The organism is Pandoraea sp. CB10b_02, assembly GCF_002216225.1.
GTDB classification, from domain to species: Bacteria; Pseudomonadota; Gammaproteobacteria; order Burkholderiales; family Burkholderiaceae; genus Pandoraea; species Pandoraea nosoerga.
On record NZ_NJGW02000001.1, the window covers coordinates 265,012 to 288,700 of the forward strand.

Below are 23,689 nucleotides of genomic sequence, written 5' to 3' on the forward strand. Positions count from 1 at the left end.
CGCACATTGCGCACGTCACCCGCCGACGCCCGGGCGCAGCGGGTTGTCGGCGATGTCTGACAGGCGACCGGCCGTGCGAACTGCTAAGCTGATGGCATGGCGTCCGGCTGCCGGAGGCCCACCTGTACCACTGACCGGTTCACGTCTGCACCGCACCCACCATGAAGACGTCAATTGCAACGCTCCTTGCCGTCGTCGCCACGGCTACCCTGGCGCCGATGCCGCTTGGCTTCGCCGCCAGCGGCATGCCGCCGGTGCCCGGCGCCGCGATCTCCGCGGCCGGCTCCGACGGCTTGCGCGCCTCGGTGAACCCGGTGGCCGAGGCGCCCGCCGAGCAACTGGCGTCGAACAAGGACATCGTGCTCGCGTTCTATGAGGCGGGACTCAACCGCAAGGACTTCGAGGCCGCGCGTCAGTACCTGGGGCGGCAGTACATCCAGCACAATCCGAATGCGGCGGACGGCGTCGAAGGCTTCGGCAAGTTTCTCGACTTCCTGCGCAAAAACCAGCCCGATTCGCACAGCGAGATCGTGCGCGCGTTCGCCGACGGCGATTACGTGATTCTTCACGTCAGAAAGGTGCCATATCCGGGCGCCCAACCCATTGCGATCGTCGACATCTTCCGGCTGGAGAAGGGCAAGATCGTCGAGCACTGGGACGTGTCGCAGCAGGTGCCGGCGAAGACGGTCAGCGGCAACTCGATGTTCTGAGCGCGCGGCGCCGCGAAATTGCGGCGCGACGGCTCAATCGCGGCTCGCCGCGCAGATTCCCGACCGCCTGCGTGAACATGCTTCAGGCGGCTTCGGGGCGTGTCAGGCGACCCCGGCCGCCCCCCGGACCTCAGGCCGCGTTCATCGCGCCCGGGCCGAATTCGGCGTCCACGGCAACAATCGCTTGCGCCAACTGTTGCGCGAGCGCGGGCGATGCACTCGTCATGGGCGCGCGCAACACGTCCGCCAACCATCCCTCTCGTGCGAGCCATGCCTTGACCGGCCCGGGATTCGGTTGTGCGAAGAGCAGCCGGATCACCGGCATGAGCGCGTGGAACAAGGCCCGCGCCGTATCGAGCTGCCGCGCCTGCACCGCGCGATACAGCGCGACGAAGTGCGCCGGGCGGCAATGGGACGAGGCAATGATGGCGCCGTGTCCCCCCATGGCCAGCGTCGACAGCAGCTGGTGATCCTCGCCGGCGAGGACGGCGAGCCGCCCGTCGGCGATGAGCGCCTGCGTGGTGTGCGGGTTGCCGCCGCAGTCCTTGATGCCGCGGATGTTGCCATGGCCGGCGAGCGTGAGCAGCGTGTCGAGCGCGAGCGCGGCCCCCGTGCGGTACGGAATGTCGTAGAGCACGAGCGGCGCGTGCGAGCGGTCCGCCAGCGTCCGGAACCATTCGACGAGGCCTTCCTGAGACGGGCGGATGTAGTAGGGCGCCGGTGCCAGCACGCCGGCGAGCGGCAGGGCGTTCAAAGCATCAAGGCGTGCGAGCGTGTGACCGAGATGATTGCCCGCGAGGCCCGCAATGACGGGCAAGTCGCCCACTTCGTTGAGGACGGTGTCGAACACCGCGAGCTGCTCGGCGTCGTCGAGCGCGGCGGCTTCGCCTGTCGTGCCGCAGATCACGAGGCCGGCAATGCCAGAACGGCGGTAGTGTGCGACCAGACGGCGCAGGGCGGCATGGTCGACCGGTCTGTCGGCGCCTTCGCCCGCGCCTCGCGCTGCGCCGTCGCGAGAGAACGGCGTGACGAGCGGCAGCCAGATGCCCCGAAAGGCCGGCGAGGCGGCGCAATGAGCGGTGGGTGCGGCGGTTTGTGACGGTGCGGCTTGCATGGATGTCTCCGTGACGATACGTAAGCGGGTGATGACCTGTACGGAAACCGTGCAGTCGGGCGACGCTGACGCTTGCGTGGAGAGGGGTTCGGGGCAGAGGCCGATGGTGCGGGTGATGCGGGGATGCTCGAGGCGCCAGGGGCGCAGGGCGGGACTGCCGGGTCCACGTGGCTATTCCGTCGCTCAACTGACGGAACAGCACGCTCCGGTCAGTTGAGCGACTGTTTTTTGCTTTTGACGAGCGCCACCGATTGCCCCATCAGGGCAACGCGCAGTACCGGAGTCGCGTGGTGGCGGAAATTCGTCATGCGGTGACTCTAAACGCAATGTGCGGGTGTCGTCAACTCGACATTGAGATTCTGTTGCCGATGCGGGCATCGCATAGGAAGTTTCGATGGCGCACGCTCGAACGGCGTCGCAAACCGCGTAGTCGAACAGGCATCGGTCGGGTGCCGGGCGGGGCTGCCGATGCGCGACGCGCCGGCGCCGGACGTTCCACGGTTCAGTGGCTCGATGATAAGGAGGACGATATGCAATCACGACAGACCACAGGGTATGGCGCTTGCCTGACGGGCGTCGCGTTGCTGGTGAGCGCAGCCGTTGCGTTTGCACAGGGATCGCCCCGGAGCGTACCGGCGCAGGGCAGCGCGACGGAGGCCGGCGGCAGCGCGGGACCGTCGCGCGCCCAAGCCACGCGCACCGCCGAGCCGACGACCGGCATTGATGTGGAGTTCGTCGACAAGGCACAGAAGTCCGGCAAGACTGAAGTGCAGGCGAGCCAACTGGCGGTGCAGCGCTCCAGCAATCCGTCGGTCAAGCGCTTCGCGCAGCAGATGGTGACCGACCACAGCAAGGCGAACGAAACGCTGCGGCAACTCGCGGCGAAGAAAGGCGTGAGCGTGCCTAACGACGTGGCCGTCAATCCCGACATCGAAGCGCTCAAGCGAAAATCCGGCCGGGAGTTCGACGTGGCGTATCTCGCGCTGGCCGGGCCCGATGCGCACGAACAGGCCGTGACCCTCTTCGAGACCGAGTCCGAAAAGGGACAGGACTCAGACTTGCGCGGATTCGCGCGTCAGACGTTGCCTACATTGCGTCATCATCTGAGCGAGGCGCGTGAGGTCTCGGCGAAGATCGAGATGGGCAAGTAGTCCCGACAGAACGCGACGTTGTGGCCAGACCGCCGGAAGATCGGCGGCAGATCGCTGGCAGATCGCCGGTATAGCGTCCGTTTGACATCCGTTTGACGTCCGTTCGGCGTTTGTGTGGCGGTGCGTCGTCGCGAACGTTTCTTCGCGCCTGGCGAGCCAGCGCAACGCGGTTGTGCGCGCACGGCGTGCGCCATTCACGTCCGGCCGTGCGCGTTGCCGCTTTGCCACGATGGGAGTGCTGAAACTTGCGCGACGCACGACGAGTCACATCGCGCATGAAAGACGCCAACCCGATGACCTCGCCGCCGGCGACGTCCCCGGCGGCAGACCGCGCCGGGACACCCGAGACAACCGCGACACCCGGAACGTGCGCGGCGCCCATGATCGCCGCACCGCAAGCTTGCGCGCGTGACGGCGACGCCGCCGGGTCCACTGTGCCCGGCACGCCGTTGCGCCTGCGCGAGGGGCGTCACTGCTGGCGTATCGCGCCGGCGGCGCGCATGCGCATGCTCGTGGACGGGCAGGCCTATTTCAGCGCGCTGCGCGAGGCGTTGCGCGCGGCGCGGCATACCGTTTTCATTCTCGGCTGGGACATCGACAGCCGCATGCAACTTCAGCCGCTCGGCGTGGACGACGGCTTGCCCGCCGGTTTGCGCGATTTCCTCGACGCCCTTGTACGGCGCCGAAAAGGGCTGCGCATCTACGGCCTCAGCTGGGACTTCGCCATGCTCTATGCGCTCGAGCGCGAGTGGCTGACGTCGGTCAAGCTCGACTGGCGCACGCATCGGCGGCTGTGCTTCCGGCTCGATGGTCACCACCCGAGCGGGGCGTCGCATCATCAGAAGATCGTAGTGATCGACAATCGGCTCGCCTTCGTGGGCGGCCTCGATCTCACGCGACGGCGCTGGGATACGTCCCGCCACGCACCGGACGAGCCTGGACGGCTCGATCCTGCCGGGCATCCCTATCCACCGTTCCACGACGTGCACGCGCTCATCGACGGCGAAGCGGCGCGCGCCGTGGCCGGTCTGGCCGAAGCGCGCTGGCATCGGGCGACGGGCATGCACGTCGATCTTCGGCTGCCCGATGCGCGAGACGCGCCGTATGCGCCGCTCGATCCCTGGCCGACGAGCGTGGCCCCCGACCTGACGGACGTGGAGGTCGCCATCGCGCGCACAGCCCCCGCGTTCGACGGACGGCCCGCGGTGCAGGAAATTCAGTCGCTCTACCTCGATGCGATCGCCAGCGCGAAAAAACGGATCTACTTCGAGAATCAGTATTTCACGGCGAAATCGATCGGCGACGCGCTGGCGGCGCGGCTGTCGCAGCCCGACTGTCCCGACATTGCAGTCGTCTCGCGCCGCATCGAGGACGGCTGGCTTCAGCAGCAGAGCATGGGGGTGCTGCGCGCGCGTCTTTACCGGCGTCTGCGCGAGATCGATCCGGGCGAGCGTTTCCGCCTGTACTGCCCTGAAGTGCCCGGTGTCGCACCGGCGTGCGTGAACGTGCACAGCAAGGTGATGGTCGTCGACGACGAGCTACTCGTGATCGGCTCGGCCAACCTCAACAATCGCTCCATGGCGCTCGATACCGAGTGCAATATCGCCATCGCGGCCAATGGCGACGCGCGCGTCGCGGCCGGCATCGCACGCGCGCGCAACCGCCTGCTCGCCGAGCATCTCGATGTCCCCGAGCCGGCCGTCGAGGCGGCGCTGGCGCGGGACGAAGGGCTGCATCGCGCCATCGCGACGCTACATCGGGAAGGCGCCCGCACGCTCGAGGCGTTCGCGCCGGAACTGCACGAGGCCGACGATGCGGCGTCGCCGGGGCCGGTGGTGCTCGACCCGATGGAGCCGATCGACTTCGAGAACGTGATGGGCACCTTCATTGCAACGGAAGCGCGCCCGCGCCTGATTGGGCGGATTGCTTCGCTCATCGTGCTGCTGCTGGCGCTGGCCGGCCTGGCGCTCGCATGGCGCTACACGCCCTTGCGCGAATGGGCCGACGTGCGCCGCGTGCTCGGCTTCGTGGAGCACGTCCACGACCTGCCGCTCGCGCCGCTTGTCATGATGGCCGTGTACATCGTCGGCACGTTGATCATGGTGCCCGTCACGGTATTGATCGTGGTCACGGTCGTGGTCTTCGGTCCAGTCATGGGCGCCCTCTACGCGCTGAGTGGCACGACGCTGGGCGCGATGGCCGGCTATGCCGTCGGACGCGTGGCCGGGCGCGACGCCGTGCGACGCTTCGGCGGCCGGCATCTGAACGCCGTAAGCCAGCAGATCGGCAACCACGGCCTGCTCGCCATGATCGTGCTGCGCCTGATGCCGCTCGCGCCATTCACGTTGGTGAATTTCGTGGTCGGGGCCTCGCGCATCCGGTTGCGGCATTGCCTGCTGGGCACGGTGATCGGCATGGCGCCGGGCATTCTGATTGCCGCCGCGCTCGTGGACCGCGTGGCGGCGCTCGCACAGCGCCCGAGCGGCTGGACGGCGGCGTTGCTCGCGGCGGTGCTCGTGGTGCCCGGCCTGGGCGTGGCCGCGCTCAAGCGCCGTATCGGCGCTGCGCGCAAGTCCGGCAATGGCGACGAAGGCGCCGGCACTCATGCCAGCCCCGTAACCAGCGAGCCCGCGCTGCCCGAGCGTCCCGGGCGGATCAGCCGGGAGCTTTGCGTGGCGAGCTACAACATTCACGGCGGCGTGGGGGCGGACGGGCGCCATGCGCCCGGTCGCGTGCTCGGCGTGCTCGACGAGATCGATCCGGACATCGTGGCGCTGCAGGAAGTCCAGGCGAGTGCGACGGGCGTGGGGTTGCTCGCGCAACTGGCCGAGGCGCGCGGCATGCACGTGATCCCCGGACCGACGCTCACGCGAGGCGGGCTCGAGTACGGCAACGCGATCCTGACACGCTTCGCACCGGTGGCCGTGCGCCACATCGACCTGAGCGTGCCGGGCCGCGAGCCGCGCGGCGCCATCGACGCGACGCTCGTCTGGCACGACGCGCAGGGCCGTGAGATGCAACTGCGCGTGATCGCCACGCATCTGGGGTTGCATCCGGGCGAGCGTCGGGAGCAGGTCAGGCGCCTGCTCGAATGCCTGGCCGGCCAGCCGCGCACCGCGACCGTGCTGCTGGGCGACGTCAACGAGTGGTTCCTGTGGGGACGGCCGCTGCGCTGGCTGCACCGCTATTTCGAGCGCACGCCGCACGTCGCCACGTTTCCGTCGCGCCTGCCGGTGCTCTCGCTCGATCGCATCTGGACTTCGCCTCGCGCGCATCTCGGCGAAGTGCGCCGCCATGCCACGCCGCTGGCGCGCGTGGCGTCGGACCACCTGCCGCTCGTCGCGACGCTGCGCACGTCGATGCCAATGCGCGAACCGGCACCGCGCCGTCCTGCCTCCACGCCCGAATCCACGCCCGAATCCACGCCGGAATCCATGCCCGATCCTGCACCCGGCCCCGCAGGCGAATCCGCAGCCGCCAGTCCCGACCGGGCGTAAGCGCGGCAGCTCAGGTCGTGGCGATGGCGCGCTCGAGCGCCGCGATGTCGATCTTGTGCATCGTCATCATGGCTTGCATGGCGCGCCGCGCCTGGGCCACGTCGGGGCTGGTCACGAGATCGAGCAGGCGCTGCGGCGTGATCTGCCAGGAGAAGCCCCAACGGTCCTTGCACCAGCCGCAGGCCGACTCCGCGCCCCCATTGCCGACGATGGCGTTCCAATAGCGGTCGGTCTCCTCCTGATTTTGCGTGAGCACCATGAAGCTCACCGCTTCGTTCGGTTTGAACTCGGGACCGCCGTTGAGCCCCACGAAGCGCCGGCCCAGCACCGTGAACTCGACCGTCAGCTCGTCGCCTTGGCCGATGCCCGGAATGGGAGAGGGATGCAGCGCATCGACGTGGCTGTCGGGAAATGTCGCGGCATAGAACTCGGCCGCCTCGCGGGCCTGACCGTTATCGAACCATACACAAGTGACGAGTTGGGTCATCGCTGTCTCCTGTCGTGAAGTGAAACCGAAGCGTCAAACCGAAGCGTCAAACCGACGCGAATACCGCGCACGCCGACACAGACGTAATCGCATGCGGTGCCGCGGTGAACCAGAGGAGAAATAATGGTTACGGAAAACTATATATGAAGTTTACGGTTCACCCGGATTTTTACTCTTAATTCGTTTTACGAAGGATTCAAGGAATGAAAATACCAAATGTGGACGCGGTCGATTTCCAGTCTCGGGATTTGCGAATGACGCGTCCGACTACTCAATTGGCGCTCGCGCGTCAACAATGGCGTCGTTGCGACAGATGTCGCCGCGCAAGTTGCCAATTTGAATCGACCAAGTGACAATCAGCGGGAATTGGCGGCACGGCAGTACAGGGGAAATACGGGACATACCCGACGGTACGAGATATATCGACCGTGTCGGCTTTAGCGAACGAGAGTTGGAATTCCGCTCGCTGGGTGGTGTCGCAAATCAAACGTTGCGCCGCGAATACGACGCTGCGAGTCGAAAAGCGCGGCAAGCGAACCAAACCTGCGTGGCGACGCCAGTCTGGATCAAGCAATTGATTTTCTGATCGATGGAATTCGTAACAAAAGACGTCCTCGCAAGTTGCATGGAACTGCTGCTGGATGCGGTGTTTCTCGTCAATCGCGAGGGCACGCTCGTGTACGTGAGCCCGGCCTGCGAACGCATTTTCGGTTATACGTCGCAGGAGCTCATGGGGCGCTCGATGATCGACTTCGTGGCGAAGGAAGATCGCGAGCGCACCCTCGAGGAATCGAAGCGCGTCATGGCCGGCCAGCCCCGGATCGGTTTCGAGAACCGATATGTCCACAAGGACGGCCACTACGTTCATCTCATGTGGTCGGCGCGCTGGTCGGAGGAACACGGCCTGCGTATCGGCGTGGCGCGCGACGTCTCGGCCCGCAAGCGCGCCGAAGCGTTACAGCGCGCCACCTATTCGATCTCCGAGGCGGCGCACGATGCGGCCGACATTCGCACACTGTGTCAGGCCGTGCACGCAACACTGTCCACGTTGTTTCCCATCGACGCGATTGTCGTCGCCACCTGTACGGCGGCGGTGGCCGATTCGATGGACGCGGAAGATGCCGTGGACGGCCTGGGCGGCGAAGACTCGGCTGGCGCCTGGGAGAAGGCGTACCAGTACCGTGAGAGTCCTGAGGTGCCGTTGCTCGACTGGGCGCTGGCGCAGCGTGTCTCGGCGCGCGCGGTGCGCGCCCGGCAGCCGCGGTGGCACCTGATCGACGCGGCGCCAGCTCAGGCGCGCGTCGAGCCGTTCACGCCGAACGACGCGTCCGCCGTCATCGACAAGGACGGGGGGGCGTTGGCGGTGCTGCCCATGCATACGGCGCGCCGGGCCGTCGGCACACTAATGATCTATGGCCCCGCCGGGGCGCTGCAGGCCGAGGCGGCGCAACGTCTGCTCGCCTTCGTATGCGACCAGACCGCGTTGGCCATCGAGCGCAAGCAACTCATCGACGATCTGTACAAGGCCGCGCGTTTCGATGAGCTCACCGGTTTGCCGAACCGCCGCACCTTCGGGGAGTACGCCGCCGACGCCGTGCGGCGCGCGCAGCGGACCAACGGCAAGCTGGCGCTGCTCTTCGCCGACATCGACGGCTTCAAGGGAGTGAACGACGGCATGGGCCACGCGGTCGGCGATCTGCTGCTCAAGGAGATCGGCGGGCGCATGAAGGCGGGCGTGGCCGAGTGCGGCTTCGTTGCGCGGCACGCCGGCGACGAGTTCGTGGCCCTCCTGCATGACGCCGAGATCGTCGAGCGCATCGACTTCGCCGTCAATCGCCTGCGTGCCGGGATCGAGCAGGCCATCTCGGTAAACGGCGTGGATGTCACCGTGCGCGTGAGCGTGGGCGTGGCGGTCTTTCCTGACGACGGCGAATCGATGCACGAACTGATCCGCGTCGCCGATCAGCGCATGTACGCCAACAAGGCCGAGCGCAAATCCGGCGCGGCGGGCTTCCTGCAGCGCCTCATCTGAGCGGCGCGCTCAGCCCAGGGTCTGCGTGGGCCACACCATCTCGATTTCGATGGCGATCGAGCGCGCCAGTCCGTCCAGGTCCGGGAACAGCGAAGCATTGGTGATGTTCATGCGGTAGAGCCATTTCATGGCGTCCGCGCGCAGCGCCACGGGCAGCACGATCTTGCGCAACAGCGGCTCTTCGCTCTCATAGCCCTCGAGAATGCGATGCAGCGGGCGGTCGATGATGCCCGGCACGACGAGCGTGCCCGACTGGGCGATCAGCCGACCGTCCATCTCCTCGGGCTCGCCGAACCAGACCACTTCGTTGTCGTTGCCGAGAAAGTACTTGTCGAGATTGCCCTTCACGCGTGGGTCGATGGTGTCGCGCGTGAGCCACGGGGCATGGCGGGGGCGAGCGCGATCGGCGTACAGCGCCGGGGTGTTCAGCGCGAAGATGGCCGAATCGCTCGTGGCGCGCTCGAGCGCGAAGAAGGCGGCGACGAACGGCGACTTGGTGAAATCGAGCAGGCGCGTGGGCGCGCCGTGGTGCTGCATGAGGCCGAGGCAGCGCAGGTCATCGTGCAGCACTTCGGGCCATGCCACATGGTTGTGCGCCTTGCGCCGGAAGATGCGGATGGCGCGCGCCTCGCGGCTGCGCCACTGTTCCTTGTCCGACACGAACGCGTGCAGGTACCGCGAGAGCGAGCTTTGCAGATGCCAGCGTGCGTCCTGCTGTCCGCGAAAGGCCCAGCCTTCGAAGCGGGAGGACAGCTCCATGAAATCCTTCCAGCTCTCGACGACGATGGTGTCCATAGTGGGCAAAATCCTTGCGCCGGCCCGCGCGATGGCCAGCGGTTCTGTTGAGGACGCCAAGGCATCGCAATCGATGCATGGCGTCGGCCACTATAGTACGGCGTCTGTGACAGCTCAAGCGCACGCCGCCCCGTGCCTGCGATATCGGCCGGACGCCCGCCCGGATCAGCCGGCGATGGCGCGCGGCGCGAAGTTCACGAGCCAGCCGCCCGCATACAGTCCGAGGCCGAACACGGCATGCGTGATCAGGCTGCGCACGCGCGCCTGGACGGGCTTCGGCGTCTTCGAGGCCGCGATGCCGGCGCCGAACGCCGGCTGCATGACGAAGAACGGCAACACCACGGTGGCGACGCCGAAGGCGAGCGCCGGTCCAGGAGCCGGGGCTTGCAGCCACGCCGTGCCCGCCACGAGGACCAGTGCGGCGGCAAACGCCACGCCGATCGCATAGTGGGCCACCCAGCCCAGCGCCTTCTCGCCGCGCACCGGCCTCGAGCGCCCGATGCCGGCATGCGCGAACTGCCCGGCGCCCATATGCCCGATCCAGCGCCCGACGAGTGCGTAGTCGAGCGGCGTCACGCCGAACAGGCGGCGCAACAGCAGCGTCCACAGATCCATGATGACCGTGGCGAAAACGCCGATGGCCAGAATTTGCGCAATGAGACTTAACGTCGTCGATGTCATTTCGGCTCCTCGAAATCATCTGAAAATCGTTTGAAGCAGCCGGTTTTCCGGGCGAAGTCGCGCACGCACCGGCTGCGATTGAGGCACTATACGAATTCAAGTCAACTTGAAGTCAAGCGGGAGCGTCGACATGACACTGGACATTGGCGAGGTGGTGCGGCAGGCCGGCGTGCCGCCGTCCACGTTGCGGTATTACGAGGAGAAGGGGTTGATTGCGGCGACGGGCCGTCGCGGGCTGCGACGCCAATACGACGCATCCGTGCTGCAGACGCTGTCGTTGATTGCGCTTGGCCGGACGGCGGGATTCTCGCTGGATGACATTGCCGGTATGTTGTTGCCGCAGGGCAAGGCGAGCATCGACCGCGCGCGCCTGCAGGCGAGGGCCGACGAGATCGACAGGACCATCCGTCAGCTCAGTGCGCTGCGCGACGGCTTGCGTCACGCGGCGGTGTGTCCGGCGCCGGAGCATCTGGCGTGCCCGCAGTTCCAGCGGCTGCACGACACGTTCATGCCGGCGCTGGAGCGCCGAGAGAAGGACATGATCGCGTGCCTGACAATTCCCGAGCGACGGGCCCTCGAGGAGCTGTTGCGCAAGTTATGCGCTCACGGACCGACGTGGAGTGGAACGACGCACTGGCTGCCGTAGCGAGCTAATTGCGCCCGGGCGGGCGTTCCGCGCTCGGACCAGCGGGCGGAGCCCTGACTCCTCGGAATGACGGGTTGGCGCTCGCGGCCCGCTTTGGCTGTGTCTTACTGCCCCTTAGATGTGGATGCCTCCTGCGACCTCGATACGCTGAGTTTAACATAATGTACATTATGCGAATAATGAGCATCGATGCGCAGCATCGTCTGGCGGGGCCGCCGGCCCGCTTCGCGTCTTTTCGGTAAACTGTCGGTCTTTCCGGGCCGCTGCGGCGCCCGCCGCGATCGCGCAATGGTTGCGCGCCGTTTTACCGTCTTCCCATGTCGAACACCCACGAAATCCGTCCCGGTCAGTCCATCGAGCTATTGAAGGAGCTCCACATTCTCACGCGCGACGGCAAGATGAACCAGGACAGCCGGCGCAAGCTCAAGCAGGTCTACCATCTGTTCCAGTTCATCGAGCCGCTGCTTCAGGAGGTCAAGGCCGAACGCGGCCGTGTCACGCTGGTGGACCATGGGGCCGGCAAGTCCTATCTCGGGTTCATCCTCTACGACCTGTTCTTCAAGGCGCTCGCCGACGACTCGCACATCTTCGGCATCGAAACGCGTGAAGAACTGGTCAAGACATCCCAGGCGCTGGCCACCCGGCTCGGCTTTCCCGGTATGTCGTTCCTGAATCTGTCGGTCGCCGATTCCATCGCCTCGCCCGCGCTGCCGCCGAGCGTGGATGTCGTCACCGCGCTCCACGCCTGCAATACCGCCACCGACGATGCAATCCGTTTCGCGCTGGCCAAACAGGCCCGCCACATCGTGCTGGTGCCGTGCTGTCAGGCCGAAGTCGCCAGCGTCCTGCGCAAGCACAAAGGCAAACAGCTCGCCGGCAATCCGCTGACGGAAATCTGGCGCCACCCGCTGCACACCCGTGAATTCGGCAGTCAGGTCACGAACGTGCTCCGCTGCCTGCAACTGGAAGCGCATGGCTATCAGGTCAGCGTCACCGAACTCGTCGGCTGGGAACACTCGATGAAAAATGAGCTCATCATCGCCCAATACAAGGCTCTGCCACGCCGCCGTCCGGCCGAACGCCTCGAGAGCGTGCTGACCTCGCTCGGCCTCGAAGAACTTCGCGAGCGTTTCTCGACCGCCCCCGTGGGCGCTGACGACGCTGCCCGCCCCGCCTGACGCCGTTCGAGCGCCCCGCCCTGACAGGAGCAAACGCGCGACGCCCCCTATCGGATGGGCAGTCGGATGCGCAATCGATTGGCAGTTGGGTCAGCACTTGCGCGGCGACGCCGGCTCGCAAAGCCCCGGCACGCCCTGACAGCAGTTTTCGGTGAGAAAGCCCACGAGCGCGTTCATCCGGTCGATGGAGGCGCTATAGAAAATGTATCGCCCTTCCTGCCGCGACGTAATGAGCCCCGCGTGAGCCAACTCCTTGAGGTGAAATGACAGCGTGGCGTTGGGCAGGCCGAGAGCTTGCGCGATGTTGCCGACGCTCAAGCCGTCCGGGCCGGCCACGACCAACAGGCGGAACACGGCAAGCCGGCTGCCCTGAGCAAGCGCGGCCAGGGCTTTGACGGCGTCGGTATCGTTCAAGGTGATGCGCCCTCTGTCCAATGTTCCCATGAGTGTTTCGATATTTCCGGAATTCTAAGTCATTCCGTTGCGGCAGATGAGTGACAAGCGCCGAGAGTTCCGCCAGAATTCCCATCGGCTCGTCCTGGCGAACGCCCGGATCGCCGGTCAATTAGTTTGGCGTGCCAAGTCCGCAGTGCAACGAACCCCTCTGCTCAAGGCTTACGACATGTCACATCCCGTCTTTCTCGAGAGTCCGCCCTGGCCGCGCATGCCGGAGGGCCGTAAAGGCGAATTGCCGACTTACTTCGGGCGCGGCGGCCCGTCGCTCGAAGCCAATGCCGGAATTCCGCTGTTCTGGCGCGTCCTGTTTGCGCCCGAGGACATCCGCTTTGCCTACGTCATCGACGACTTCGACCCGCAGGACCAAGCCATCGAGATCGAGGAGTTTCTCGAAGACGCCTCGGAAGAGGAAAAGAATGCCAAGTACCCCTATCTGGTAACGACCAAGGCGCAGGCGCTCGAGCGCGCCGCTCGTCGTCGCGATGCATTGATCGCCTTGCTCGACGAGCGCTACGCCCCGATCTACGACGCCTTCGTCGACTACGTTGCGTCGGCTTACGGCGATTATGTCCTCGTGCGCACGAGTGGGCTGCCCGACGTGACCGACGCCACAGGCTGGCTGACAGCCGAAATGGAGCGTGTCGCCACACTCGACGGCGGAAAACCCGTCGATGCGGGCTTTTCGGAAGAAGCCGACGAACTGCGCCGCGCGCGGGACGAGAGCGCCGTCTGGCAGACGACCGGCGTGGGCGACCCGCACGCAGCAGTCCATCCGTGGCCGATGCGGATGAGGTCGGCGCCTTGCGCGTCGCGCACACCCCACGCCTGCGCGCATTGCTCGTGAATCGGCGCGTCGCCGGGCCGCGTGCCGAGCAGACATGCCGTCATCAGCCGCAGCAACGCCGCACTGCCTTGCGCCACACGGACCGGGTCACGCTGCCAGATGGCCGTGGGCGCGTCGTCGCTCACGACCGTAAACGACGGCAACAGGGCTTCTTCCGCGCGAGTACCGCGAAACCGTTCGAGCAGCAGCACCGGCCAATCCGCCGCGAGGCGATCGCCGTCTAATCCCGAAAACGCCGATGCCTCGTCGCACTGCCACAACCATGCCGCCGCGGCCTCGACGGAGGCTGACTCGGCCATGGCGAGCGCGTCGCGCCCCCGGTAGTAGCAGCGGCCGTCTTCGATCAGCGTGATGGACGATTCAAGTACCGGCATGCCCCAGTCGAGTGCGGCCTTGGCCACCTCCTTCGGCTTGCGCCCGCGCGTGCGCTGCGCGGCCAGCCGCTCGACTTCGGCGGCCCGGTAGCGGCGCTCCCGGTGCGTCTTGCCCGGCTCGGCGTGCAGCAGGCCACGACTCACGTAGGCGTAGAGGGTCGGCAAGGAGATTCCCAGGCGTTCGGCAGCCTGGGCGGCGGTGAAATATTGCGTCATGGCGGGCAGGCGTGGCGCTGGTCGCGGAAAAGATTGATTAAGATAATCAATATTGACAATAAAATCCATCGGCATAAGCTTCAATGCGCCGGCAGTCTTGCCTCGCGACTCACTGCGATGCCACGTATCGATTCATTCGAGGACTTTCCATGCCTTTCGATATCTGCCTGCCGCCCGACGCCATTGCGCTTGCCGATGACACGGGCTTCGTCGCGCCCTATTTTCGAGCGATGCGCCACGCCGTGGCCGCCGCAGGCGCCGCGAGTGCCGCGAGTGCCGCGAGTGCCGCGAGTGCCGCGAGTGCCGCGAGTGCCGACCACGCCGCCCACCGCCTGACGATCAGCGGACGTGGCGCGTTGCCGTGCGTCTTTCCTTTCACGGATTTCGCGGCGGCGGCGATCGCCTGCGCGACGCTCGGCGTTGCCGGACTCGCGACAGGCGCAGGCGGCGACTTCGGTCTCGACGAGCGAGCTGCGACGCCCGACGTGAACGTCGACCGACGGCTCGCGTCGTTCTGGTTTCTCACGTCGTTGCGGCCGCAAGGCTGGACGTCGCCGCCGCAGTGGGATCCGATCGCCGGCGATTACCGCGCGGCCGACGGCTGGATTCGCCTTCATACGAACGCAGCGCATCATCGGGCGGCGGCACTCGCGGTACTCGGCGTGGACCCCGATCGCCACGCGCTCACACGCGCCGTCGCCATGTGGCAAGCCGACGCCCTGGAAGCCGCCATCGTCGGCGCCGGTGGCTGCGCGGCGGCCATGCGCACCCTCGCCCAGTGGGACGCGCATCCACAGGGGGGCGCCGTGGCCGCCGAGCCGCTGCTGCAATGGGAGACGTTCGACGCCGGCGCAGCCGGGATACGAGATGGCGGGGCCAATTGGCGGCTGGTGCCGGCGCGCCCGCTCAGCGGCATTCGCGTGCTCGATCTCACGCGCATCCTGGCCGGCCCGAGCGCGACGCGGTTTCTGGCCGGCTTCGGCGCGCAGGTGCTTCGCGTCGACCCGCCCGAGTGGGACGAGCCGGGCACCGTGCCGGAAGTCGTTCTCGGCAAGCGCTGCGCGCGGCTCGACCTGAAGCGGGCCGAAGGCCGCGCGGTGCTCGAGGCGCTGCTGCGCGGCGCGGACATCGTCGTGCATGGCTATCGGACGGATGCCCTCGAACACTTGGGCCTCGGGGCGGCGTGGCGGCGCGAGCGCAATCCCGCGCTCATCGACATCTCGCTTAACGCCTATGGGTGGCAAGGTCCGTGGCAAGCCCGCCGCGGCTTCGACAGTCTTGTGCAGATGAGCTCGGGAATCGCCGATGCAGGCATGCGCGCTGCCAATGCGGATCGGCCGGTGCCGCTGCCGGGTCAGGGCATCGACTATGCGACCGGGTATCTGATGGCGGCCGCCGCGGTGCAAGCGCTGGCGCTTCGACAAACCCGAGGCGTGGGCGCCACCGTGCGCGCCTCGCTGGCGCGCACCGCGCGACTGCTGGTCGCGCATCGCACCGGCAATCCCGCGCCGGCGCCGCTCGCGCCAGAGACCGGCGCCGATCTTGCGCCTCGCATCGAGGACACGTCCTGGGGGCCGGTGCGCCGCGTGGCAACACCGATGTCGATCGCCGGCACCCCGGTGGAGTGGGCGCTGCCGGCCATGGCGCTCGGTACGGCCACGGCACGCTGGCCGTGATCGGCACGCTCCGCGGTCACGGAGGCCAACCGACGCGCAACGGCTCCGTGCTCAGTCGGCCGCGTGGCGCCTCTTGGCGTGCCGAGCGGCCGACAACCGGCGCTCCGCCTGGCTGAGCAGCGCCGAGACGTCCACGGGATCGTTGGCAACATCGGCGACGTCGGCGCTCGCCGGAAGGGGCGGCGGCGCCATCGCAATGCCGAAACTCGCCTTCAGCGGCAGGCGTCCTCCGCCGTGCGGCAGTGTGAACGCCGTCGCTTCGATGCGCCCACGCAACAGTTGCGCGAATTGCTGCGCGCGCGACTCGTCGAGCACGCGCGCGAGAATCACAAAACCGTCGGCCCCCAGCCGCGCGAGCAGGTCACCCGGCTGGCAGGTGTTGAGACACACGGCGCCAACGCGGCGCAGCACATCATCGCCCACGTGGTGGCCCCACGTCGCGTTGATTTGCGTGAAATCGTCGATGTCGAACTTGATCAGCGCCACCGGCCCCTGCGACGACAGCGCGCACAGCGCACGCGCCCGGCGCTCGAACGCCCCCCAGTTCATCAAACGCGTGAGCGCGTCCGTATCGGCGCTCATTTCCAGCTCGCCGAGCAGCCGGATGCGCTCGCGGCGCAACTCGATCAATTCCACGGCGTTCCGTCGCAGGACATGCAACGCGTCGAACACGGCACGCACCTGCGGGCGACGCGCCGCCGCACGCTCGGGCGGCAACGGCGCGTCGAGATCGCCCTTCGCCAGCGCGTCGACGAATTGCACCGCAGCCTCGAACGGCTGAACGACGCTGCGCCGGAAGTTGCGCAATGCCACGAAGATGACCAGCACCAGCGTGACTTCGACTACCGCCGTGAGGATCAATGTGCGCCGCGCCCGCTCGCGCTGGGCCTCGACCTTGCGCTTGGCCAGCGCGAGCATGCTGTCGCGCAGGTCCGTGATGGCCCCCATCGTCGGCACGTATTGGCTCGCGAACTCGGCAGTCGTGAGCCGTGCGGGGGGCGGCTGGCTGGCGAGCGTGCGCACCGTCGCCACGTAGTGCAGCCCCGCCGCGAAGTATCGCGTGTTGAGGGGCGCGAGGGTCTGAGGGCCGAGCTCGGACGGCTCGACCACACGGGCGGCGATCATCTCGCGCAGTTGGTCGATGCGCCCGAGCGTTCTCTCGATGGCGCGCTGGTCCGCTTCGGTCAACGCCTTGCCCGTGGCCAGGGCCGCCGTGAAGTGCGAGCCGAGTTGGCCGGCGTATTCGCGCAGTTCGGCCGCGAGACGCGCCAGGATGATGTAATGAATCGCATCGGGCGCGCCGCGCGCGACCACGTCGATACGCGACGCCGCCACCGGCATGAAGTCGGCGATGACGCGCACCATGCGATCGACGGCGTCGCGCACGGCCGCGTCGCTGCGCATCTGGCGCGGACGCTGAACGAGCAGATCGACGTTGGCGCTCGCGGCGGCAAGTGCCAGGCGCGCCCGCTCGATCGCGCGCAGGCCTGAATCGCACTGCTCGCAGCCGTCGGCCGAGAGCGCCGCGAGCAGTTCCTGGAGACGGGCATTGGTGGCTTCACGGGCGTCGCGCAGCGCAGCGACGGCTGCGTCCGGCAGTGGCAGGTCGGCACCGAGCACCGCATTGGCCGGCCCCCGCTCGGCGGACGCCTTTTCCATCGCAAGCAAGGTGGCGCGCAGTGCGTCCAGCGCGACGTCGGCATCGCGGGTGCGCTGGTAGGTTCCCCATGCCCATGTGAGCAGCGCGCCACACAGCACGGCGACAACCGCGACGACGGCGAGATTCTGCACACGCAGGCGGCCCGTGTGCGAGGCGGCAGACAGTAACTTGCGCTTCATTGAGGATCACGCCGCTGGCCAAACGGCAGGCACTCCTGGTGAAGCCGTCGCGGACGATCGCGGCGGCGGCCATGCGCAATGCGCAGCGCGGCGCCCGGACGCGGCGGCCACGCTCAAACGTCAATGGCGCCGGCCGGCGGCGCCATTGGAAGAGGCGCCATTGTCGCACAACGCGTCGCCCGGGTCGCCTCGTTTGCCGGGCGGCGCGGCCGGCCCGGGGCCGCGGACCGGCGGCCAGCGCCATGCCTTGCCGACGGCCCCGCTTCGCACGTAGCTCGGCGACCACGTCCGCGCCGCCGGCAGCGGAAAGGCTCATGCCTGTCAACGGCCGGGCCCGGTGGCGCGTTTAACGTGAGAATCGACGCTTCGCGCGCGAGCGAGCTTGCGGGCGTTCGTCATCGTTTTTCGCCCCACCCTAGGCATTCATGGTGTTTTCTCTCAAGATTTCGCGGCTCTCGAAACTGACCGGCCGTGTTCGCGCTCTCGCAACGCTCCCCACGCTGGCGGTCGCCGCGGTCCCGCTGACCGTCGCCCTCGCCTCCCATACTGCCCATGCCGGCACGGTGATCGTGCTCGACTCGGGCGCGGCCCAGCTCTCGCTCATCGATCAGGCCTCGCACAAGGTCGTCGGCACCATGCCCACGGGCAAGGAGCCGCATCACCTGATGATCACGCCGGACAAGCGTTCGCTGATCGTCGCGAACTCCGTCTCGAACAGCCTGATGTTCCTCGATCCGAACACCGGCAAGCTGCAACGCCAGGTTGCCGACATCGACGATCCCTACCAGCTCGGCTTCTCGCCGGACCGAAAGTGGTTCGTGACCGCGGCGCTGCGGCTGGACCGGGTCGACGTCTATCGTTATGACGGCGAGAACGTATCCGTCGTCAAACGCGTTGCACTGGCCAAAACGCCGAGCCACATGACGTTCTCCTCGGACAGCAAGACGGTCTTCGTCACGCTGCAGGATTCGGGCGAGCTCGCCGCCATCGACCTCGCGACGCAGACGGTGAAATGGCGCATGCCGGTCGGCAAGACCCCGGCCGGCCTGTGGATGACGCCTGGCGACAAATACCTGCTCGTCGGCATGACGGGCGAAGACGATGTGGCCGTGGTCGACTGGCGCGCACAGAAGGTCGTCAAGCGCATTCAGACCGGGCGCGGCGCGCACAACTTCCGCTCGCTCTCGGACGGCCGCCACATTGCCGTGAGCAATCGCGTCGAGAGCACCATCAGCATCCTCGACTACGAATCGCTCACCAAGGTCGCCGACATCACGGGCCTGATGCCCGGCCCCGACGACATGGAACTTTCGGCCGACAAGCGTTATCTGTGGGTGACGTTCCGCTTTGCGCGCCATGTGGGCGTGATCGATCTGAGCACGCGCCAACTGGTCGATCGCATTGCGGTGAACCGCTCGCCGCACGGCATCTTCTTTGCCGAGCGCGCGCCTGTTCTCTCACCGAATCCGGATTGACAGGGTCGCCCGAATGATTCAGGAAGCGCTCAACTTCGTGGATAACGGCATCAGCGCCGTACAGACGCTCATCTATGTCGATGTGGTGCAACCGCTGCTGTTCCACTTCAACCTGATGGGCTATGACGACGACATCTATGACGCCCTGTACTGGGTGCTCATCGGCGTGCTGCAGATCGGGGTGACATATGCGCTGCTGCGCCCGCTCGAGGCACTGCGCCCCGTCGAGCAGTGGCAGGACCGCCGTCAGGTGCGCGCCGACGTGATCTATACGTGGATCGCCAAGCTCGGCATTCTGAACCTGCTGTTCTTCGTGGTGCTCCAGCCGGGTTTCAATGCGCTGCAGAGTCAGATGGTCATCCACGGGCTGCCCGCCATCGACCTCGACGGCCTGTATCCGGGCGTGACGGACAAGCCGCTCGTGTCGTTCCTGCTCTACCTGATCGTGCTGGACTTTGCCGGCTACTGGTACCACCGCTGGCAGCATCGCTTCGGCGTGTGGTGGGAGCTGCACGCCGTGCACCATAGCCAGCAGCAGATGTCGCTGTGGTCGGACGATCGCAATCATTTCCTTGACGACGTCATGCAGGCCGCCTTCTTCGCGGGTATCGCCCTGTTCATCGGCGTGCAGCCGGCACAGTACGTGGTGCTCGTGGCGCTCGGCAACTTCCTGCAAAGCGTGCAGCACGTCAACGCCCGCCTGCCTTACGGTCCGGTGCTCGAGCGCGTGATCGTGAGCCCGACGTTCCATCGCCGCCATCACGCGATCGGCTACGGTCACGAAGGCACTCGCTACGGCTGCAACTTCGGCGTGCTCTTCCCGTGGTGGGACATGCTCTTTCGCACCGCTTCGTGGGAGCGCACCGTGGAGCCGACCGGCATCCGCGATCAACTTCCGGCGCCCCATGGCCGTTCGCGCCGCTATGGCACCGGCGTCGTCTCGCAGCAGGTGCGTGCGCTGGGTCGCATCGCGCGCCGGCTTGCTCCCCGCCGAAGCGCCGTCTGAGCCCGGGCGGGATCAGCACAACCCAGGCGCCGGCGCTGCTGGTATTCTTCGGCGCTGACACTCGAAAACCGACTGGCACGCTGCGCCAACCGGGGACGCCGGCAATGCCGCGCACGTTCGTCTGCCGGTAAACGCCCCCGGTCCGCCCGTTCGATCGACCTCGCCCGCCGCGGGTCGCGCGTCGGACACGGCGTCCCACTTCTGCTGATCATGGTGCAACTGCAATCCCACGCCGGCGAGGCGCTCGCCGGCCCCCACATCGCGTGGTACGTCTACGTGCTGCGCTCCTGCCTTGCGCTCGTCGTGCTGGGCGCGTGCGCCTGGGGCGCGATGGCGCTGGCCTATCGATGCCCCGGCCCCGGCTTCGTGCGCTATGGGGTCGTCGCGCTGTGGGTGCTGCTCGGTATTGCCGCCCTGCTCGCCCTGTGGCGCGTGCGGGCCGGAGCATCGCTCAAGGGGTGGCCGCTGGCCTTCACGTTCGCGATGATTCTCCTTCTCGGCTGGTGGCAGACGATCCGACCGTCCAACGACCGCGAATGGGCCGCGGACGTGGCGGAGATGCTCGATTCGCGGCAGGACGGCACGCACGTCACACTGCATAACGTGCGCAACTTCGCGTGGCGCAGCGAGACCGACTTCACGCCCCGTTGGGAGACGCGCGAGTACGATCTGGACAAGCTGGTCAGTGCGGACCTCGTCCTCTCGTACTGGATGGGGCCGGCGATCGCCCACACGCTGGTTTCCTTCGGCTTCTCCGACGGCAAGCGCGTGGTGTTTTCCATCGAGATCCGCAAGAAGCGCGGCCAGAAGTTCTCGGCCATCGGCGGGTTCTTCAAGGACTTCGAAGCCACGCTGGTGGCCGCCGACGAGCGCGACATCCTGCGCGTGCGCAGCAACGTGCGCGGCGAAACCGTCTACCTCTACCGGCTGAACATCCCGCCCGCGCAATTGCGGCGCGTCTTTGTGGCCTATCTGGAGCGCGCCGCGGAACTGCGCCGCGAACCCGCCTGGTACAACACGCTCACGAGCAACTGCACGACCATCGTCTTCGAGATTGCGCGCCTCATCGCGCCGGGCCTGCCGCTCGATTACCGCCTGCTACTCTCGGGCTACTTCGCCGAGTACGCGTTCGATCAGGGCGGTCTCACCCCGGGCTTCACTTACGCCGAGTTGCAGGCGCGGGGCAACTTCGTCGCCCGGGCGCTCGCCGCGGGTGACGCCCCCGACTTTTCCGCACAGATCCGGCAGGGCGTGCCGGGCGACGATCCGAGGGTGACGCCGTGAGCGGCCGCACGATCCTGGCGGCGTGGACGCGTCGCGCCGCGCGGGTCGCCGCCGCCGCATGCCTGGCCGCGCTTTCCGGCTGCGCCATGGTGGAAGTCCGCTCGCTCGGCCCGGAGCAATACATCGCAATGAAGCGCGGCGACATTCTGTCGACCAACAAGCTGAGCGCGGCCACCGACGAAACGATCCGCGTCGCCGGACTCGACGACACGATCTGCGCCAAACCCTCGCTCGACTGCATCGATGCGCTCGGGCGTGCCGGCGAAATCGACAGCGACCGGCGGCTTGCCGCCATGGCCGAGATGGCGCTGCAACTGGCGATCGCCCAGACGCCCGCCGGCGAGCGGCAGTGGAACGACGCCCAGTTCGATCTGTGGCTGCGCGCGGCGCGATACTCATACGCCTACCTTTTTTATGGCGACCGGCCGTCGAGCGAGCGCGCGTTCGAGGACCGCCAGACGCAGGTGCGCGACTATTACAACTACGCGGTGCAAACGTTCTCCGTTGCGCTGTTTCGGCGTGTGCAGGCCACCGGCAGCGACAAGATCGCGGGCTGGACGCTGCCGGTCGATGCAAGCAGCGTGCGCTTTGCCGAGAACCGCACGCGTCCGCGCGAGGTACTGCCCGCTTCGACGCTGTCGTTCGCCGGCCTGCGCAGCCCCTACCGACGCGACGGCTTCGGCGCGGAACTGGTCGCGGTGCTCGACGAGAAATCGGCCGCCGAGGCGCTTGTGGCCGACGCCGGCCGCACGCCGGCGCCGCGCGGCGATGCGTCGACCGGCCCGGACAGCGATGGCGTCTATTCGACGCCCGGCGGGCGAAGCAGCGGCGCGCGCAATCTGCGCGAGCGTCGGGCATCGCGCGACTTCCGACGCGCCACCGACCCCGACGCCGGGCCGATGTTCAGCGAAATGCCCTCGCCGTCGCTCACGTTGCTGCTGCGCTTTGACGGCAACACACGCGACGAAATTCTCACGACGCACGTCGCCACGCTCGTCGTCTATGACCCGTACCGGCAATCGTCGGTGGAACTGCATGGCCAGACGGTGCCGCTCGCGGGCAATTTCACGGCTGGCTATGGCTTGTGGCTGGCCCGCTCGGGTTTTGCCGAGCAGTCCCTGCGCACGTTGTTCGGCCGCGACCGCGGCATCGATCGCCCGCACATATACCTGATGCAGCCCTTCGATCCGGGGCGCCGTGTCATCCTGATGCTGCATGGGCTCGCGAGCAGCCCGGAAGCGTGGGTGAATCTGGCCAACGAGATTCAGGGCGACGCCACCCTGCGCGAGCACTTCCAGATCTGGCAGGTGTACTACCCGACCAATGGGCCGATCCTGGTGAACGCGATGGCCATTCGCAACGCGTTCGAAGCGACGCTAAAGCACTTCGATCCGGACGGGCAGTCCGCCGCCTCGCACGATGCCGTGATCATCGGCCACAGCATGGGAGGCGTGATTGCGCGGCTGATGGTCGCGCGCGCGGACGACGAGCTATGGCGAGCGTTCCGGGAGGACTACGACATCGATGAAGACCGCCTGGTCCGGGCGCGCGATCGCCTCGATCCGTTGTTCCATTTCAAGCCGGTGCCGCAGTTCGAGCGGGCGATCTTCATCGCCGCGCCCCACCGGGGCACGCCCTTCGCCCGCAACCGGCTGGGGCGCTGGGTTTCGAACCTGATCAGATTGCCCGTGACGCTGCTCGCCGGTCTCGACGACGCGCTGCACTTTGCCACGGGCGCCGAGGATGCGCCGTCCGAGGGCAGAACCCGCTACGTGCCGAACAGCGTCGATCAACTGCGCGACGACGATCCCTACGTGATGGCCGCCGCGAACCTGAAGATTTCACCGTCCGTGCAGTATCACTCGATCATCGCGCGACGCGACGCGAAGGGGCCGCTCGAGCAGTCGAGCGACGGCGTGGTGCCGTACCTGAGCGCACATCTGGCGGGCGCGCAATCGGAGCGCGTGATCGTCTCGGGCCACAGCGTTCAGGAGACACCGCAGGCGATCCTCGAAATCCGCCGCATTCTGCACGAGGACGTCGACGCGCTCGACCCGATTCGGGCGCCGGACCGCGCGGATCCGTTCGCGCCGATCGCGCCGGCGCCGCTCGCGGCGCCGGTGGCGCCCGCGACATCGCCCGCAGCCGGCGCGACGAAGCCCGCCGGGGTCACCAAGGCGGCCAAGGCAGCGAAGTGATCAGCGAAGTGATGGCGTCCGCGGCGCGCC

General features: G+C 67.1%; 18 protein-coding genes and 1 pseudogene. 12 read left to right on the top strand and 7 right to left on the bottom strand.

Annotated features, from left to right (window positions below; translation table 11 throughout):
* Window positions 1–245: 245 nt before the first annotated feature.
* A complete protein-coding gene (locus CDN36_RS01085; protein WP_502920324.1) occupies window positions 246–710 on the top strand; it encodes a nuclear transport factor 2 family protein in 465 nt (154 codons plus the stop codon).
* 130 nt (window positions 711–840) lie between these two features.
* Here CDN36_RS01085 and dapA read toward each other — a convergent pair whose 3' ends face one another.
* The gene (gene dapA, locus CDN36_RS01090) at window positions 841–1,824 is read right to left on the bottom strand and encodes a 4-hydroxy-tetrahydrodipicolinate synthase (protein ID WP_287495785.1); all 984 of its coding nucleotides are present in this window, start codon (window positions 1,822–1,824) and stop codon (window positions 841–843) included.
* A 530-nt stretch (window positions 1,825–2,354) separates the two neighbouring features.
* Here dapA and CDN36_RS01095 point away from each other — a divergent pair.
* Window positions 2,355–2,975 (top strand): DUF4142 domain-containing protein, encoded by a 621-nt coding sequence (locus tag CDN36_RS01095; RefSeq protein ID WP_174966263.1) that lies wholly within the window; start codon window positions 2,355–2,357, stop codon window positions 2,973–2,975.
* A 275-nt stretch (window positions 2,976–3,250) separates the two neighbouring features.
* Window positions 3,251–6,472 carry a VTT domain-containing protein gene (locus CDN36_RS01100; protein ID WP_287495786.1) on the top strand — a complete coding sequence of 1,074 codons (3,222 nt, stop codon included), beginning with the start codon at window positions 3,251–3,253 and terminating at the stop codon, window positions 6,470–6,472.
* Between the two features lie 10 nt (window positions 6,473–6,482).
* Here the strand turns inward: CDN36_RS01100 and CDN36_RS01105 are convergent, their stop codons facing one another.
* Window positions 6,483–6,959, bottom strand: a complete 477-nt coding sequence (locus CDN36_RS01105; protein WP_150554347.1) for a VOC family protein — start codon at window positions 6,957–6,959, stop codon at window positions 6,483–6,485.
* Between the two features lie 625 nt (window positions 6,960–7,584).
* Between CDN36_RS01105 and CDN36_RS01110 the strand changes: the two genes are divergently transcribed.
* Window positions 7,585–8,991, top strand: a complete 1,407-nt coding sequence (locus tag CDN36_RS01110) for a diguanylate cyclase (RefSeq protein WP_287495787.1) — start codon at window positions 7,585–7,587, stop codon at window positions 8,989–8,991.
* Window positions 8,992–9,000: 9 nt separating this feature from the next.
* On the opposite strand, the gene CDN36_RS01115 is transcribed toward CDN36_RS01110, so the two are convergent.
* The gene (locus CDN36_RS01115) at window positions 9,001–9,786 is read right to left on the bottom strand and encodes an FRG domain-containing protein (protein ID WP_150554349.1); all 786 of its coding nucleotides are present in this window, start codon (window positions 9,784–9,786) and stop codon (window positions 9,001–9,003) included.
* 165 nt (window positions 9,787–9,951) lie between these two features.
* Window positions 9,952–10,467: a DUF2938 domain-containing protein gene (locus CDN36_RS01120; protein ID WP_287495788.1), complete on the bottom strand. Its 516-nt coding sequence runs from the start codon at window positions 10,465–10,467 to the stop codon at window positions 9,952–9,954.
* 130 nt (window positions 10,468–10,597) lie between these two features.
* On the opposite strand from CDN36_RS01120, the gene CDN36_RS01125 reads away from it, so the two are divergent.
* Entirely contained in the window at window positions 10,598–11,113 is a 516-nt protein-coding gene (locus tag CDN36_RS01125; protein ID WP_287495789.1) for a helix-turn-helix domain-containing protein, read from the top strand.
* Between the two features lie 317 nt (window positions 11,114–11,430).
* The gene (locus tag CDN36_RS01130) at window positions 11,431–12,291 is read left to right on the top strand and encodes a class I SAM-dependent methyltransferase (protein ID WP_150554434.1); all 861 of its coding nucleotides are present in this window, start codon (window positions 11,431–11,433) and stop codon (window positions 12,289–12,291) included.
* 90 nt (window positions 12,292–12,381) lie between these two features.
* Here CDN36_RS01130 and CDN36_RS01135 read toward each other — a convergent pair whose 3' ends face one another.
* Entirely contained in the window at window positions 12,382–12,705 is a 324-nt protein-coding gene (locus CDN36_RS01135) for an ArsR/SmtB family transcription factor (protein WP_241013841.1), read from the bottom strand.
* Window positions 12,706–12,880: 175 nt separating this feature from the next.
* On the opposite strand from CDN36_RS01135, the gene CDN36_RS01140 reads away from it, so the two are divergent.
* A complete protein-coding gene (locus CDN36_RS01140) occupies window positions 12,881–13,591 on the top strand; it encodes a hypothetical protein (protein ID WP_287495862.1) in 711 nt (236 codons plus the stop codon).
* Window positions 13,592–14,028: 437 nt separating this feature from the next.
* Here CDN36_RS01140 and CDN36_RS22495 read toward each other — a convergent pair.
* Window positions 14,029–14,256, bottom strand: a pseudogene (locus CDN36_RS22495) (helix-turn-helix domain-containing protein); the annotation flags it as partial.
* A gap of 155 nt (window positions 14,257–14,411) precedes the next feature.
* Here CDN36_RS22495 and CDN36_RS01150 point away from each other — a divergent pair.
* Window positions 14,412–15,857, top strand: a complete 1,446-nt coding sequence (locus tag CDN36_RS01150; RefSeq protein WP_502920325.1) for a CoA transferase — start codon at window positions 14,412–14,414, stop codon at window positions 15,855–15,857.
* A 51-nt stretch (window positions 15,858–15,908) separates the two neighbouring features.
* Here CDN36_RS01150 and CDN36_RS01155 read toward each other — a convergent pair whose 3' ends face one another.
* A complete protein-coding gene (locus CDN36_RS01155; protein ID WP_287495791.1) occupies window positions 15,909–17,696 on the bottom strand; it encodes a GGDEF domain-containing protein in 1,788 nt (595 codons plus the stop codon).
* A 425-nt stretch (window positions 17,697–18,121) separates the two neighbouring features.
* On the opposite strand from CDN36_RS01155, the gene CDN36_RS01160 reads away from it, so the two are divergent.
* From CDN36_RS01160 to CDN36_RS01175, 4 genes are all read left to right on the top strand, one after another.
* Complete coding sequence (locus CDN36_RS01160; protein ID WP_150554443.1) at window positions 18,122–19,171, top strand: YVTN family beta-propeller repeat protein; 1,050 nt, start codon at window positions 18,122–18,124, stop codon at window positions 19,169–19,171.
* Between the two features lie 13 nt (window positions 19,172–19,184).
* Window positions 19,185–20,177, top strand: a complete 993-nt coding sequence (locus tag CDN36_RS01165; protein WP_287495792.1) for a sterol desaturase family protein — start codon at window positions 19,185–19,187, stop codon at window positions 20,175–20,177.
* A 210-nt stretch (window positions 20,178–20,387) separates the two neighbouring features.
* A complete protein-coding gene (locus tag CDN36_RS01170) occupies window positions 20,388–21,461 on the top strand; it encodes an Lnb N-terminal periplasmic domain-containing protein (protein ID WP_502920319.1) in 1,074 nt (357 codons plus the stop codon).
* Window positions 21,458–23,659, top strand: a complete 2,202-nt coding sequence (locus CDN36_RS01175; RefSeq protein ID WP_287495793.1) for an alpha/beta fold hydrolase — start codon at window positions 21,458–21,460, stop codon at window positions 23,657–23,659. Before CDN36_RS01170 ends, CDN36_RS01175 begins: the two co-directional genes overlap by 4 nt.
* Window positions 23,660–23,689: the final 30 nt, after the last annotated feature.